Here is a 14,913-nt window from a genome sequence, read left to right on the forward strand (position 1 = left end):
TGGTCGCGGTATTCCTGACTCATCGGGTCATGAGGCTTTACGACTGCTGCGCAGCCGGACGCAGCCTCGCATAGCTCGTCAGCGGCTACTCACGAGCGAGATTAACCTCGGGCTTGCTCGATCAGCTCGATGTATTCGGCAGCATTGCGCTGGTCTTTGATGAGGTCGACAAAGGTCTGGCCATGCTCATCTTTGCCATCAAGGTCGTAGCCGGCTTCTTTGAAAAAGCCCAGAAAACGCTCGAAATCGTCAATACGCAGGCCACGATAGGCCTTGATCAGTTTGTGCAGCGAGGGTGAAGTGGCGTCTACCGGCTCAAAATCCAGGAATAACTTGACCTGCTCGTCGCCAATCTCATCACCAATCAACTGTTTCTTGTCTTTACGCATGTCCGACTCCAACCTGCTCAAACTTCACGGGGCCCGCAGTTTACCCAAGGCTCAACGTGCGCGCACGCTGCCGGTGTGCAAATCAGCCCAGACATGGCCATTGGCATAGGTCAAAAACTGAACATAGACCGTGTCATTGCGCAGCAAATCCATAATCACGCGGTATTGGCTCTGTGGATAAGACAGGTTCAAAGTGCGGGTTTTACTGTCAAATGTCGGCTTTTTAAGGCTTTTACTTTCGCCATCGAATGTCATCAGCACTTCACGCACCGTTGCCCCCTGGCTCATAGGCTTACCCTTGAGGCGCACCAGTAGAGGCGATGTGACCGGAATCGGCTGCTGATTGGACTGCCGCTGGCTGCCCACCACCACAGAGTAAGAGGTCACCAACATCAACTGTTGGTGCTCGGGCGCTTCGGCCCGCAGTTGAAGGTCATCAGCCGGTAGAAACTGCGCATGCAACGGCGCAGTCGCAGCGGGCGCGGCCGCCAATGGCAGGCTGGCCATCAACAGGCTCAATGCAACACTGCGAAATAGAAAACTCATGGCATATTCCAAAAAGCGGGAAACAGCACTCTAGCATGCTGTTTACTGCGACCGGCAGAGGTCAGCGAGCTACTGCACAACCAACTGACCGGCCTCAATGCGCACGTGCCGGGCATGAAAGCGCGCCAGACTGCTGCGATGCCCCACACTGACAATGCTCAAGCCCTGGAGTTGGTCGATCAGCGCCTGATACATCATCGCTTCGTCTTCTTCATCCATCGCTGACGTGGACTCGTCCATGTACAGCCACTGCGGGCGATACAGCAACACACGGGCAAAAGCCAGGCGTTGTTGTTCACCACCAGAGAGCAAACGCTGCCAGTGATTAGGTTCATCAAGCTTGGACACCAGATGCCCCAGACGGCAGTCATGCAGCACGCGCTCATACTCTTCAAGCGCGTAAAGGGTGCTCTCCTGTGGATAACTCAACGCGTCACGCAGGGTGCCGATGGGCAGGTAAGGTTTTTGCGGCAAAAACAGAGCGCGCTGTTCAGGCAACCGAATCGCCCCACCCCCTTGCGGCCACAAACCGCCCATCGCCCGCAGCAAGGTGCTTTTGCCGCTGCCTGAACGACCACTGAGCATGACTCGCTCGCCCGCCGCCACCCGCAGGTTGGCGTCACACAGCAAGGGGCGCCCATCGGCCAAAGTCAGGTCCAGTTCATCAACCAGTAACGCGTCGCCTTGGGCCCGCACATCAATGGCAGGGGGGCGTAGTTCGTTATCGGTCATTGCCTGACGAAAGCTCAGTAACCGGTCGCAGGTCGCGCGCCATGCGGCCAGGGTCACATAGGCATCAATAAACCAGCTGAAATTTTCTTGCACATTGCTGAAGGCCGAGTTGATTTGCATCAGCTCGCCCAGCTCGATTTTGCCTGCGAAGTATCGCGGTGCCGCGACAATAAACGGAAAGATAATGGCGATTTGCGAATAACCCGCCGTGAAGAACGTAAGGCGTTTTTGCACCTTCATTTGTGTCCAGAAATTCTTCCAAACCTTGGTGAACCGTTCACTCAAGCGCTCATATTCGTTGGGTTCACCGTTATACAAGGCAATGCTTTCGGCGTTTTCACGCACCCGCACCATCGAAAAACGCAAGTCAGCTTCGTAGCGTTGTTGTTGATTACTCAGGCCAATCAGACGACGACCGATCAAGTGCGCCAGCCAACTGCCCACTGCGGCATACACCAGCGCGCACCAGAACATATAGCCGGGTATGGTGATGCCAAAGACTTCAATACTGCCTGAAACGCCCCACAAGATAATCGAAAAGGACACCAGGCTGACCACGTTGCGGATCAAACCCAAGCCAAGCGTGAGCGTGTTGTCGGTGAACGAGTTGATGTCTTCGCTGATGCGTTGGTCAGGGTTATCGGTATAACTGCCCTGCTCCAGCTGGTAATAGTTCTTGTGCGCCAGCCAGCGCGCGAAGTGCTCCTCGGTCAGCCAGCGACGCCAGCGTATGGTCAACATCTGTGTGAGATAAAGCCTGTAGACCGCACCGACAATACCCACTGCCGCGATGATCCCGAAGTAACCGATCAGGCTCCAGAAGGCCGCGCCATCCTTTTTTTCCAGCGCGTTGTAAAAGTCCTTGTACCAATGGTTGATCCACACCGAGAGGCCTACGCTGACCAGCGACAAGGCAATAACAGCGACCAGCAACATCCAGGCCCCAGCACGTTCTTCACTGCGCCAATAGGGTGTAATCAGGCCCCATACCCGAGGGATAAAATCGCCGTGCACAGCATCATTGACCGCAGAAGGCTCAGCGTTCTTTTTCATCGTTCAAGCTCGGTGGGTATAGAGAGCAACCGGTAAGCCGGTCAAGGCGACCGGCCTTTGACGCGCAGAAACGTCTAGTTACAGACTAGAGGCGGTTGCCACTGCGTTGCAACTCGCAAGGCAGTGGCTACAGCTCTCGTTCAGCGTCGGACCGGGCGCTTTTGCAACTTGCGCTGCAAGGTGCGGCGGTGCATGCCCAGTGCGCGGGCGGTGGCGGAGATATTGCCTTCATGCTCACCCAGCACGCGCTGGATATGTTCCCACTGCAAACGGTCCACCGACATCGGGTTTTCCGGCACCAGAGAATCCAGATCGGCGTGCTCGGTCAGCAGGGCCGCCAACACGTCGTCGGCATCGGCTGGCTTGCACAGGTAGTTGCAGGCGCCGCGTTTGATCGCTTCAACGGCGGTGGCAATACTCGAATAACCGGTGAGGATGACCACGCGCATTTCCGGGTCGAGTTCCAGCAGTTTAGGCAGCAAAACCAGACCTGAATCGCCGTCCATTTTCAGGTCCAGCGCGGCAAAGTCCGGCAAGTCCTGCTGAGCCAGCTCCAGCCCTTCATCTGCCGAACTGGCAGTGCTGACGCGAAAACCGCGGCGTGACATGGCGCGGGCCATCACTCGGGTGAACGTGGCGTCATCGTCTACCAGCAACAAATGCGGCAGCTCTTCTTCTTCGACCTGAATTTCTTCACTCATTTTCATTTCCTCGGGCGACACGTGGCAGGCGCAGCTCGGTGAGCGTGCCGCCATCCTCATGACTGTAGAGTTTTACCGAGCCGCCTGCGCGTGTCACGCTGGCTTTGCTCAAGAATAGGCCCAGACCGAAGCCTTTACCCTTGGTTGTAAAAAAAGGTTTACCGATTTGCTCTGCGATGGCCAACGGAACCCCGGGGCCATGATCACGAATATTGATGGTGACATCCACCGCATCCCAGTCCAGGGACACCTCAAGCCCTTCGGGGCAGGCGTCGGCTGCATTGTTCAACAAATTGAGCAGTGCCTGGGTCAAATCGGGGGGCGGCGCCATGCGCGGTATCGGCGCATGACCAAGACAATTAAAGCGATAGGTGGCTTCGGGGCGCATCAAGTGCCAGCGATGCAGCGCTTCATCCAGCCACTCGGTGACGTCCTGCACTTCAATGGCCAGACGGCGATTGGCTTCAGCGGCACGCACCAATTGCTGCAAGGTCTCCTTGCACAACTTGACCTGATCCTGAAGCACGCTCAAGTCTTCTTGCAACTCCGGGTCGGGGTGATCGCTGCGCATCTCTTTGAGCAACACGCTCATGGTCGACAAGGGTGTACCCAGCTCATGCGCTGCACCCGCAGCTTGAGTCGCGACCGCCAGCAATTGCTGATCACGCAACCCCTCTTCACGACGCAATGCGCGCAGTTCTTCCTGGCGACGCAACTCTTCGGCCATTTTTGCGGCAAAAAAGGTAATAACCCCCGCAGAAAGCGCAAAGCTCAGCCACATCCCGTAGATCTGCAGCTTTTCGCGGAAGAACGCCATCGTGTCCAGCGGGTAAGACTGCACCAGCAGCAAGGTGTAGAGCGTGAGTGCGATACACGACAACACCACCGAGAACCGCCAGGGCAGGGTAACGGCGGCAATGGTCAGCGGCACCAGATAATACGAGACAAACGGGTTGGTCGAACCCCCCGAGAAGTACAGCAAGGCACTGTGGATAAACAGGTCGCATGCCAACTGGAGAGCGTACTCCAGCTCGGTAACCGGCCATGTGGTACGTAACCGGATGGCCGTGAATGCACACAACAGCATGGAGAAAGCCAGCGTCAGGCATAGCTGAAACCACGGCAGCGGCAACAGATCGAACAGATAGGCAATGCCTACTGAACTCGCCTGCGCGGCCAGCACGAGTGTTCGGATAATGGTAAGGCGCCAGAGATTTTGGCGAGTAACGGAGACTAACTGTTCGGGGGCGAGCATGAGCTCTCCTGATGAGCACTGCAGGCGATTCGTGCGCAGTATAACCAAGCTGAAGGCCTGACAGTCACAAGTGCGGCAAAGGGCCACAGTGTAATTTCTGAATTTTTGTCTATTAGCCGCCCCCGCGCCATCTCGTAGCAGCTGACGAAGGCGGCGTCCGATTGCGAAGCGATCGTAAATCCGCGAATCTCGATACAACAGTTAAAACGCGCTGCCTAATATTGCGACGGCTTCGCCGCCGGACGCCGCCTTCGGCAGCTGCTACGGAGCACAGTGCAGTTGTAGTGAAAATGTAAACTGGGCGAACGGAAGCCCAATCACTACAGTCTTATAGGTTTACCCATTCAAGGAGCTTCCATGTCTACGTTCCAGCGCACTGCAGCCGTTCTGACTCTGACCCTCGGCACATTCGCCAGCCTGCCGGCGTTGGCCGAAGGCATTAACTACAATCAGGTTTCTCTGCGTGCCGAGGCCAGTCAGGAAGTGCCTCGCGACCTGATGATAGTGACCCTGTACACCGAAGCGCAAAATAGCGACTCGGCCAAGCTGGCAGCTGAAATCACCACCACCATGAACAACGCCCTGAATCAGGCCAAACAGGTCAAGGAAGTGACCCTGCGACAGGGGTCGCGTAACAGCTTCCCTATTTACGACAACAAAACCCAGAAAATCACTGGCTGGCGTGAACGCGCAGAGTTACGCCTGGAAAGTACCGATTTCGCAGCCCTGTCCAAGCTGACCGGCGAACTGATGCAAACCCTTAAAATGGGCAATATGCAATTCACCGTGGCCAATGCCACGCGCAAAACCAGCGAAGATGCACTGCTCAAAGATGCGGTCAACGCCTTCAAGGCCCGCGCCCAACTGGCCACCGATGCCTTGGGCGGCAAAGGTTACAAAATCGTCAGCCTGAACCTCAACACCAATGGCTACCCGCAACCCTATATGCGCGGCGCCATGATGATGAAAGCCGCCGCCCCTGCAATGGACTCGACGCCTACTCCCGAAATTGAAGCCGGCACCAGCGAAGTCAGCATGAGTGCTGACGGCGTGATTGAAGTGCAGATGCAATAAAACTGCGTACGTTTGCCCAAGCCCTTGAAGTGGTTTCGCTTCAAGGGCTTTTTTACGCCCGGTGTAATAGTGGGACGCGCCCAAGAACAATATTAGAAAATTCTTACACCATTTAGAGCGTGGACTTACATGCAAGCCCGCCAAAAGTCTGGATAAGTAACAACCCCGCACCAAAGCTGGGCATTGAGCGTGCTTGCGTGTAGCACGCATGTAACTAAATGAGTCGAAAACCGCGACGCAAACGATCAAATGCGTCATAAGTTATAGATAAGCGACATTCTTGTACGCACGTTCCACTTTTTTCGGGTGCACACTCATACACATATTGCATTGGGTACGGGCCGTGCATAAGTATCGCCAGGTCGACTCATAAGGTCGCCCTCAAATCAAAAACGATAAAAATCATGAGGTCTCCATGTTTAAACTCGCGGTCATTCCGTTGTTGGTGGGCGCCAGCCTGCTGGCCAGTGCACCTTTTGCCTCGGCGGCAACAAACCTGGTGTATTGCTCCGAAGGCAGCCCTGCCGGTTTTGACCCGGGCCAATACACCACCGGTACAGATTTCGATGCCTCGGCCGAAACGATGTTCAACCGTTTGAGCCAATTCCAGCGCGGCGGCACCGCCGTCGAACCCGGTCTGGCCACGAGCTGGGACGTTTCGCCGGATAACTTGATCTGGACGTTCCACCTGCGTGACGGGGTCAAGTTCCACACTACGCCTTACTTCAAACCGACTCGCGACTTCAACGCAGACGACGTGCTGTTCACCTTCAACCGCATGCTCGACAAAGACATGCCGTTCCGTAAGGCCTACCCCACCGAATTCCCTTATTTCACCGACATGGGCATGGATAAAAACATCGCCAAGGTGGAAAAGATTGACGATAAAACCGTCAAATTCACCCTGAACACGGTCGACGCTGCGTTTATCCAGAACCTGGCCATGAGCTTTGCCTCTATCCAGTCAGCCGAATACGCCGACCAACTGCTCAAGCAAGGCAATCCGGCTGATATCAACCAGAAGCCAGTGGGCACCGGCCCATTTGTATTCAAGAGCTACCAGAAAGATTCGAACATCCGTTTTACCGGTAACAAGAACTACTGGAAGCCTGAAGACGTCAAGATCGACAACCTGATTTTCGCCATCACCACTGACCCGTCGGTGCGGATGCAAAAGCTGAAAAAGGATGAGTGTCAGGTGACTCTCTACCCGCGCCCTGCCGACCTCGAGGCGTTAAAAGCTGATTCGAAGCTGCAAATGCCACAGCAAGCAGGCTTTAACCTTGGCTACATCGCTTACAACGTGATGGACAAAATCAAGGGCAGCAACGAGCCCAACCCGATGGCTCAGCTCAAGGTTCGCCAAGCGCTGGACATGTCCGTGAACAAACAGCAAATCATCGACTCGGTCTATCAAGGTGCCGGTCAACTGGCTGTAGGTTCCATGCCACCGACCCAATGGTCCTATGACACCACCATCAAGGATGCCCCTTACGACCCTGAGAAAGCCAAAGAGCTGCTCAAGGAAGCCGGCATCAAGCCAGGTACCGAAATCACACTGTGGGCCATGCCTGTTCAACGCCCCTACAACCCGAATGCCAAGCTGATGGCTGAAATGCTGCAATCGGACTGGTCCAAGATCGGCATCAACGCCAAGATCATGACGTATGAGTGGGGCGAGTACATCAAGCGCTCCAAGGGCGGTGAAAACGGCGCAATGCTGATTGGCTGGAGTGGCGACAACGGTGACCCGGACAACTGGCTGGGCACCCTGTTTGGCTGCGACGCGATCGAAGGCAACAACTTTTCCAAGTGGTGTAACCCGCAGTTCGACAAACTGGTCAAGGCCGCAAAAGCCACCACCGATGTCGCTGAGCGCACAAAGCTTTATCAAGAGGCGCAGCAACTGATCAAACAACAGGTGCCCATGACACCGATCGCCCACTCGACGGTGTATCAGCCAATGAGCAAAAAAGTGGAGGGTTTCAAGATCAGTCCGTTTGCCTTGAACTCCTTCTACGGCGTGAGCGTCAGCAAATAAGGTTAAGGGTAAATGCGGCGACAACGCCGCATCCCCCCTACCCCCTCGCAATCGGAAATTTCCGTCAGTCTAAAGCCACTGCGTACTACAGCAGAGGCTATAGGACTTAGAGACATTTCCTACACGATTGTCAGTCCTGCCGCATTTACTCATATGCGTCGACTCCCTAACGTCGACGCATAGCCAGTCTATTGCGCCAGGTAAAACACCGTAGCTGATGAGAACGACGCCCCGAGCCCTTCGTGCGCAATCAAAAACGTGCGCGCAGGACTCAAAAACAAGAAAAAGGATTGGCAACTTCATGCGCAACCCAGTGGTTTTATCTGTATTACTCAGTGCCGGAATTCTGGCCGCAAGCCCGCTCGCAAACGCCGCCAACAGCTTGGTCTTCTGCTCGGAAGGCAGCCCTGCCGGCTTTGATACCGCGCAATACACCACCGCCACCGATAACGACGCGGCAGAACCCATTTACAACCGTCTTGCCGAATTCGAAAAAGGCGGCACGGCCGCCATTCCCGCATTGGCAAAAAGCTGGGACGTGTCCGAAGACGGACTGACATGGACCTTTCATTTGCGTGACGATGTGAAATTTCACACCACCAAATGGTTTACGCCGACCCGTAATTTCAATGCCGATGACGTGCTCTTCACGTTCAACCGCATGCTCAACCCTGAGCACCCGTTCCGTAAGGCTTACCCGACCGAGTTCCCGTATTTCACCGGAATGAGCCTGGACAAAAACATCGCCAGCGTTGAAAAAACCGACCCGCTGACCGTAGTGATGAAGCTCAACTCGGTCGACGCCGCGTTCATTCAAAACCTCGCCATGAGCTTTGCCGCGATTCTGTCCGCCGAATATGCCGATCAATTGCTCAAGACCGGCAAACCCAGCGATATCAATCAGCGACCGATCGGCACTGGCCCATACGTGTTTCAGCGTTATCAAAAAGATTCGAACATTCGCTATGCGGCCAACAAGGACTACTGGAACCCCAGCATGGTCAAGCTCGACAACTTGATTTTCTCGATCAGCGTCGATGCCTCGGCACGCATGCAAAAGCTGCGTAAAAACGAATGTCAGGTATCGCTCAATCCGCGTCCGGCCGACATTGCCGGTCTTAAGGCAGACCCGAAAATCAAGGTCATCGAAAAGCCCGGTTTCAACCTTGGTTACATTGCCTACAACGTTCAACACAAACCGCTCGACCAGCTTCCAGTACGTCAGGCGCTGGATATGGCCGTCAACAAGGATGCCATTCTCAAAGCGGTGTATCAGGGCGCGGGGCAAAAAGCCGTGAATGCCATGCCGCCCACCCAGTGGTCTTACGACGACACCATCACAGACGCCCCCTACAACCCTGAAAAAGCCAAGGAGTTGCTCAAGGCTGCCGGTGTCAAAGAAGGCACGGTGATCAACCTGTGGGCCATGCCGGTACAACGCCCGTACAACCCGAACGCCAAGCTGATGGCCGAAATGCTGCAAGCGGACTGGGGCAAGATTGGTCTTAAGGTCAACATCATCAGCTATGAATGGGGCGAGTACATCAAACGCACCAAAAATGGCGAACATGACATCAGCCTGATTGGCTGGACCGGTGACAACGGTGATCCGGACAACTGGCTCGGCACCCTCTACAGCTGCGACGCCATCGGCGGTAACAACTACTCCATGTGGTGCGACAAGGCCTACGACACGCTGGTCAAAAATGCAAAAACCATCACTGACCGCGACCAGCGCACTGTGCTGTACAAACAGGCCCAGCAGCTGATCAAGCAAAACGTGCCCATGACTCCGATTGCGCACTCCACGGTCAACCAGCCGCTTACGGCCAACGTCGAAGGTTTCACGGTCAGCCCTTTTGGACGTAACGCGTTCTCGGGCGTCAGCCTCAAGGAATAACCCCTCCCCTGCGCTCACCTTCAACCAGCCCCTTGGGAGGGTGGGTTGAAGGTGTGCAGCCGCAGGGCGGGGACAGGTTTGCAACGCTTCAAAGTTCCATAACAGCCAGGTCAAACCAATAAAGACCGGCAATAAAAAAAGCAGTAAGGAGCCTCAACCATGAAAGTCACAAGCAGCGCGTTGTTAGCCTTGTCCATCAGCGGCCTGGCCGGTATGGCCTACGCCGATGAGTTCATTGCCACCGAACTGAAAACCGGTGCCAGCGCTCAAAGCGAAACCAAAGGCTTTGTTGAAGAACAAACCTTGAGCGGCACCACGCGCAACTGGTATGCCAATGAGCTCAAGCGCCGCGACGGTCGCTTTACCTATAACGATCACGGTGAAACAAAAACCACCCCGCGCCGGATCAACTGGGTACAGGGCACCATCCTGGACTACACCTCGGGGTTCACCCAGGGTACCGTCGGGTTCAGCACCCAATTCGCGGCTTACAACGCCATTGCACTGGATCGCGACATCAATGACATTGCCGGCGACAACAACCGCACCCTGACCCGCCATAACGGCGACGCTGTGGGCCAGTGGAGCAAACTGGGGCTGGCCAATATCAGTGCGCGTATCTCCAACACCACACTGACCGCAGGCCGACAGAACTTCAGCAGCCCGACCATCGACGTGATTGGCAACCGTGCACTGCCTTCCAGCTTCCAGGGTGTGGCGCTGCACAGCGAAGAATTCAACAACCTGTCCTTTGACGCAGGTTCGTTTGATCGCGTGTCGCCACGTACCGAAGCCAGCCTGAGCAAGTTTCGTAGTGAATACAGCGCCACCGGGGTTGAGACAGACCGCGCCAGCGTCGCCGGCCTTAACTACCAGCCGTTCAAAAACCTGAAAACCACGCTCTACGCCACCCACGTAGAAGACTTCTGGAATCAGTACTACTTCGGCGCCGTGCACGACATGGGTGACAACGCCACGCTGGGCCTGAACACCAACTTCAACTACTACAAGACCCTCGACACCGGCAGCAAGGCCATGGGGAACATCAACAACGATGCGTACAGCCTGGCCTTTGCCCTGACCCATCAGGCACACACCGTCAGCCTGTCGTTCCAGCAAATTGCGGGTGATGAGTACTTCGACTACCTGCATGAAACCAACGGCATCTACCTGGCCAACTCCTTGCTCTCGGACTTCAACGGCCCGAACGAGAAGTCGCTGCAACTGGCCTACAGCATCAACATGGCGCAGTACGGCATACCGGGTCTGAAGTTCAACGCTTACCACGCCCGTGGTTGGGACATCGACGGCACTCATTACAAAGGCACTGCCTATGACGTGCGCAATATGGACGGTGAAAAACACTACGAGTACAGCGTTGGCACGTCCTATGCAATCCAAAGCGGCCCACTGAAAGCCACTGCCATTCGCGCCACCTACACCACACACCGCGCCAGCAAGAATCAGGCTGACGGCAGCATCAACGAGTTCCGCGTGGTCACCACCATTCCATTCAACATTTTGTAAAACACCGCTTACACCCCTGAAGACTACGGCTGATTCGACGAATCAGCCGTAGTCGTTACGCTGGCTCAACCAATTGGAGAGGGTTGCAATGAAAAAACGTCCACTACGCACTGCCCTGGCCGTGGCACTGCTCAGCACCGCTGTCAGTGTTAGCGCCAAAAACCTGGTGGTCTGTACCGAAGCCAGCCCTGAAGGGTTCGACATCGCTCAATACACCACCGCCGTCACGGCCGATGCTTCGGCTGAAACCATCCTCAACCGCCTGGTCGACTTTGCACCGGGCTCCACCGATGTTGTGCCCGCACTGGCAGAGCGCTGGGACATCAGCCCAGATGGCCTGGAGTACACTTTTCACCTGCGCCCCGACGTGAAATTTCACACCACCGACTATTTCAAACCGACCCGAACCCTGAATGCCGATGATGTGGTCTGGAGTTTTCAGCGCCAGCTGGACCCGAACCACCCGTGGCACAAGCTTTCGCTGGTCGGTTTTCCCTATTTCGAAAGCATGGGTTTTAAAGACTTGCTCAAGAGCGTCGAAAAAGTCGACGACCTGACCGTCAAAATAACGCTCAACCATGCCGAGTCGCCTTTTTTGCGTGACGTGGCCATGCCCTTCACGTCGATCTACTCCGCCGAATACGCCGACCAATTGCTCAAAAGCGGCAAAACAGCAGAGCTGAACAGCAAGCCGATCGGCACGGGCCCGTTTATTTTCGTGCGCTACAACAAAGACGCGCAGGTACGCTTCAAAGCCAACCCCGACTACTTTCGCGGCAAGCCGCCCAGCGACGTGCTGATCTTTGCCATTTCCACCGACAGCAATGTGCGCCTGCAAAAGCTCAAGGCCAACGAATGCCAGATCGCGCTTTACCCCAAGCCCGATGACGTCAAAAACATCCGCACCGACGCGAATCTAAAGGTCGATGAACTGGCCGCGCTGATGACCAGCTACATCGCCATCAACTCAAGCCATCCCTATCTGAACGACGTCCGGGTGCGCAAAGCCATCGACATGGCTTTCGACAAACAGACCTACCTCAATACCGTTCACGGCGCCGGTAATGCCCTGTTAGCAATAAACCCGTATCCGCCTACGATGCTCGGTTTTAACAAGAACATCCCGATTCCACCCCGCGACCTCGACAAAGCCCGCGCTCTGCTCAAGGAAGCCGGTGTACCTGAAGGGCAAGTCTTCACCCTGTTCACCCGCAACGGCGGCGGCCCGACCAACCCCAACCCGATGCTGGGTGCACAACTTTTGCAATCGGATCTGGCGCAAATCGGCATCAAGCTGGATATTCGGGTCATGGAATGGGGTGAAATGCTCAAGCGTGCCAAAAGCGGCGAGCACGATATGGTCTCCACCGGTTGGGGCGGCGATAACGGCGACCCGGATAACTTCCTGACCCCGCTACTAAGCTGTGAAGCCGCTAAAAATGGTGAAAACTACGCCCGCTGGTGCAACAAGGACTTCGAGGCCCTGATCACCAAGGCTCGCACTATCAGTGAACCCGCTGAACGGGCCGCACTCTATGAACAGGCACAGGTGATTTTCAATCAGGACCAACCCTGGATCAATGTGGTGCACCCTATGCTCTTCACTGCCCTGCGCAAAAACGTCGAGGGCTACACCCTTAGCCCGCTGACCAATAACAACTTCGCCACCACCCAGGTGAAGTAGAACAATAAAACACCCGCCAGCGTTCACCCGAACACTGGCGGACCTGCCTAACCGGCTGATGAGGTACACCACACGATGTTTAGTTTTATTGCCCGCCGAGTGGGATTGTTGATTCCCACGTTCTTCGGCATCACCCTGCTGACCTTCGCCCTGATTCGCATGATTCCCGGCGACCCGGTCGAAGTCATGATGGGCGAGCGTCGAGTCGACCCCGAAATGCACGCACAGGCCATGGAACGTCTGGGCCTGAACAAACCGCTGTATGAGCAATACTTTGACTACATCGACAAGCTCGCCCACGGCGACCTTGGCGAATCCCTCAGAACACGTGAAAGCGTGTGGACCGAATTTACCGCCCTGTTCCCGGCCACCCTTGAGTTGTCGATGGCCGCGCTGTTGTTCGCCGGCATCCTCGGGTTGCTGGCCGGTGTGATCGCGGCACTCAAGCGCGGCTCGTTGTTTGACCACGGGGTGATGGGGATCTCCCTGGCGGGTTATTCAATGCCCATCTTCTGGTGGGGGTTGATTCTGATCATGTTCTTCTCCGTCGGTCTTGGCTGGACGCCGGTGTCCGGACGCATCGACCTGCTGTACGACATCGAGCCAAAAACGGGCTTCATGCTCATCGACACCTTGCTCAGTGAGGAACCTGAGGCCTTTTGGGATGCGCTGCATCACTTGATCCTGCCCGCCATTGTGCTGGGCACTATCCCGTTGGCCGTGATCGCACGGATGACCCGCTCATCCATGCTTGAAGTGCTGCGCGAAGACTACATCCGTACCGCCCGCGCCAAAGGTCTGTCGCCCGCCCGTGTGGTGTTCGTACACGGCCTGCGCAATGCGCTGATCCCGGTACTCACCGTTGTCGGCCTGCAAGTCGGCACCCTGCTGGCCGGTGCCGTACTGACCGAAACGATCTTTTCATGGCCCGGTATCGGCAAATGGCTGATTGAAGCCATTGGCGCCCGGGACTATCCCGTGGTGCAAAACGGCATCCTGCTAATCGCCTGCCTGGTGATTCTGGTCAACTTCGTGGTGGACATCCTCTACGGCTTTGCCAACCCACGCATCCGTCACCAGCGCTGAGATCTTGACCATGACCACCCCAACCAACGTTACAGAAGTGGATCAAAGCCTGCTTTATCCATCGCCTTACAAAGAGTTCTGGCACGCCTTCGCGAAAAACAAAGGCGCCGTGGCCGGCCTCATCTTTATGAGCATCATCGTGTTTTGCGCGATTTTTGCCCCGTGGGTCGCCCCGCATAACCCCAGCGAGCAATACCGCGACTTCCTGTTGACCCCGCCGGTCTGGCTCGAAGGTGGCAACTGGCAGTTCCTGCTCGGCACGGACGAACTGGGCCGTGACCTGCTCTCGCGCCTGATCGAAGGCTCACGCCTGTCGCTGCTGATCGGCTTGTCATCGGTGGTCATTTCGCTGATTCCGGGCGTGATTCTGGGACTGTTTGCCGGGTTCTTCCCGCGCATCCTTGGCCCCAGCATCATGCGCTTGATGGACATCATGCTGGCCCTGCCGTCCTTGCTGCTGGCCGTGGCGATTGTCGCCATCCTCGGCCCTGGCCTGATCAACACCGTGATCGCCATTGCCGTGGTGTCATTGCCCTCCTACGTGCGTCTGACCCGCGCTGCCGTGATGGGCGAACTGAACCGCGACTACGTGACCGCCGCCCGCCTGGCCGGCGCCAGCTTGCCGCGCCTGATGTTCATCACCGTGCTGCCCAACTGCATGGCACCGCTGATCGTTCAGGCCACCTTGAGCTTTTCATCGGCCATTCTCGACGCCGCCGCACTGGGCTTTCTGGGCCTTGGCGTACAACCACCGACCCCGGAGTGGGGCACCATGCTGGCCTCTGCCCGCGACTACATCGAACGCGCGTGGTGGGTCGTGAGCCTGCCCGGTTTGACCATTTTGCTCAGCGTGCTGGCAATCAACTTGATGGGCGACGGCCTGCGCGATGCGCTGGACCCGAAACTCAAGAACGCCGCCTGAGGA

General features: G+C 56.2%; 12 protein-coding genes. 7 read left to right on the forward strand and 5 right to left on the reverse strand.

Translation table 11 applies throughout. The annotated features are described in order from the left end of the window. Positions 1-101: 101 nt before the first annotated feature. The 5 genes from EQV93_RS02140 to EQV93_RS02160 all read right to left on the reverse strand — a co-directional run bounded on the left by EQV93_RS02140 (position 102) and on the right by EQV93_RS02160 (position 4,676). A complete protein-coding gene (locus EQV93_RS02140) occupies positions 102-389 on the reverse strand; it encodes a PA4642 family protein (protein WP_240890800.1) in 288 nt (95 codons plus the stop codon). A 51-nt stretch (positions 390-440) separates the two neighbouring features. Further along, positions 441-935 (reverse strand): hypothetical protein, encoded by a 495-nt coding sequence (locus EQV93_RS02145; protein ID WP_122785774.1) that lies wholly within the window; start codon positions 933-935, stop codon positions 441-443. Positions 936-1,004: 69 nt separating this feature from the next. After that, on the reverse strand, positions 1,005-2,720 hold the full coding sequence (locus EQV93_RS02150; RefSeq protein WP_122785775.1) for an ABC transporter ATP-binding protein/permease: 1,716 nt from the start codon (positions 2,718-2,720) through the stop codon (positions 1,005-1,007). 140 nt (positions 2,721-2,860) lie between these two features. After that, a complete protein-coding gene (locus EQV93_RS02155; protein ID WP_122785776.1) occupies positions 2,861-3,421 on the reverse strand; it encodes a response regulator transcription factor in 561 nt (186 codons plus the stop codon). Further along, positions 3,414-4,676 (reverse strand): ATP-binding protein, encoded by a 1,263-nt coding sequence (locus tag EQV93_RS02160; protein WP_122785777.1) that lies wholly within the window; start codon positions 4,674-4,676, stop codon positions 3,414-3,416. The genes EQV93_RS02155 and EQV93_RS02160 overlap by 8 nt, the downstream gene beginning before the upstream one ends. A gap of 357 nt (positions 4,677-5,033) precedes the next feature. On the opposite strand from EQV93_RS02160, the gene EQV93_RS02165 reads away from it, so the two are divergent. The 7 genes from EQV93_RS02165 (at position 5,034) to EQV93_RS02195 (ending at position 14,910) form a co-directional block, all read left to right on the forward strand. Then, positions 5,034-5,750, forward strand: coding sequence for an SIMPL domain-containing protein (locus EQV93_RS02165; RefSeq protein ID WP_240890801.1), 717 nt, complete (start codon positions 5,034-5,036; stop codon positions 5,748-5,750). Positions 5,751-6,165: 415 nt separating this feature from the next. Continuing rightward, positions 6,166-7,791: an ABC transporter substrate-binding protein gene (locus EQV93_RS02170; RefSeq protein ID WP_240890802.1), complete on the forward strand. Its 1,626-nt coding sequence runs from the start codon at positions 6,166-6,168 to the stop codon at positions 7,789-7,791. A 301-nt stretch (positions 7,792-8,092) separates the two neighbouring features. After that, positions 8,093-9,691: an ABC transporter substrate-binding protein gene (locus EQV93_RS02175; RefSeq protein WP_122785780.1), complete on the forward strand. Its 1,599-nt coding sequence runs from the start codon at positions 8,093-8,095 to the stop codon at positions 9,689-9,691. Between the two features lie 159 nt (positions 9,692-9,850). Then, a complete protein-coding gene (locus EQV93_RS02180) occupies positions 9,851-11,218 on the forward strand; it encodes an OprD family porin (RefSeq protein WP_122785781.1) in 1,368 nt (455 codons plus the stop codon). 88 nt (positions 11,219-11,306) lie between these two features. Further along, positions 11,307-12,902, forward strand: a complete 1,596-nt coding sequence (locus EQV93_RS02185; RefSeq protein ID WP_122785782.1) for an ABC transporter substrate-binding protein — start codon at positions 11,307-11,309, stop codon at positions 12,900-12,902. Positions 12,903-12,977: 75 nt separating this feature from the next. Beyond that, positions 12,978-13,988, forward strand: a complete 1,011-nt coding sequence (locus EQV93_RS02190) for an ABC transporter permease subunit (RefSeq protein WP_122785783.1) — start codon at positions 12,978-12,980, stop codon at positions 13,986-13,988. A gap of 10 nt (positions 13,989-13,998) precedes the next feature. Then, positions 13,999-14,910: an ABC transporter permease subunit gene (locus EQV93_RS02195; protein ID WP_122785784.1), complete on the forward strand. Its 912-nt coding sequence runs from the start codon at positions 13,999-14,001 to the stop codon at positions 14,908-14,910. Positions 14,911-14,913: the final 3 nt, after the last annotated feature.

It is taken from the genome of Pseudomonas sp. TMW22091, from assembly GCF_022496705.1.
Taxonomy (GTDB): domain Bacteria; phylum Pseudomonadota; class Gammaproteobacteria; order Pseudomonadales; family Pseudomonadaceae; genus Aquipseudomonas; species Aquipseudomonas saxonica.

Excerpts from the sequence above, each read along its gene's own strand:
- EQV93_RS02170 (WP_240890802.1), top strand. The coding sequence starts at position 6,166 with ATGTTTAAACTCGCGGTCATTCCGTTGTTGGTGGGCGCCAGCCTGCTG.
- EQV93_RS02175 (WP_122785780.1), top strand. The coding sequence starts at position 8,093 with ATGCGCAACCCAGTGGTTTTATCTGTATTACTCAGTGCCGGAATTCTG.
- EQV93_RS02185 (WP_122785782.1), top strand. The coding sequence starts at position 11,307 with ATGAAAAAACGTCCACTACGCACTGCCCTGGCCGTGGCACTGCTCAGC.
- EQV93_RS02160 (WP_122785777.1), bottom strand. The coding sequence starts at position 4,676 with ATGCTCGCCCCCGAACAGTTAGTCTCCGTTACTCGCCAAAATCTCTGG.
- EQV93_RS02155 (WP_122785776.1), bottom strand. The coding sequence starts at position 3,421 with ATGAGTGAAGAAATTCAGGTCGAAGAAGAAGAGCTGCCGCATTTGTTG.
- EQV93_RS02145 (WP_122785774.1), bottom strand. The coding sequence starts at position 935 with ATGAGTTTTCTATTTCGCAGTGTTGCATTGAGCCTGTTGATGGCCAGC.
- EQV93_RS02140 (WP_240890800.1), bottom strand. The coding sequence starts at position 389 with ATGCGTAAAGACAAGAAACAGTTGATTGGTGATGAGATTGGCGACGAG.
- EQV93_RS02190 (WP_122785783.1), top strand. The coding sequence starts at position 12,978 with ATGTTTAGTTTTATTGCCCGCCGAGTGGGATTGTTGATTCCCACGTTC.
- EQV93_RS02180 (WP_122785781.1), top strand. The coding sequence starts at position 9,851 with ATGAAAGTCACAAGCAGCGCGTTGTTAGCCTTGTCCATCAGCGGCCTG.
- EQV93_RS02150 (WP_122785775.1), bottom strand. The coding sequence starts at position 2,720 with ATGAAAAAGAACGCTGAGCCTTCTGCGGTCAATGATGCTGTGCACGGC.
- EQV93_RS02165 (WP_240890801.1), top strand. The coding sequence starts at position 5,034 with ATGTCTACGTTCCAGCGCACTGCAGCCGTTCTGACTCTGACCCTCGGC.
- EQV93_RS02195 (WP_122785784.1), top strand. The coding sequence starts at position 13,999 with ATGACCACCCCAACCAACGTTACAGAAGTGGATCAAAGCCTGCTTTAT.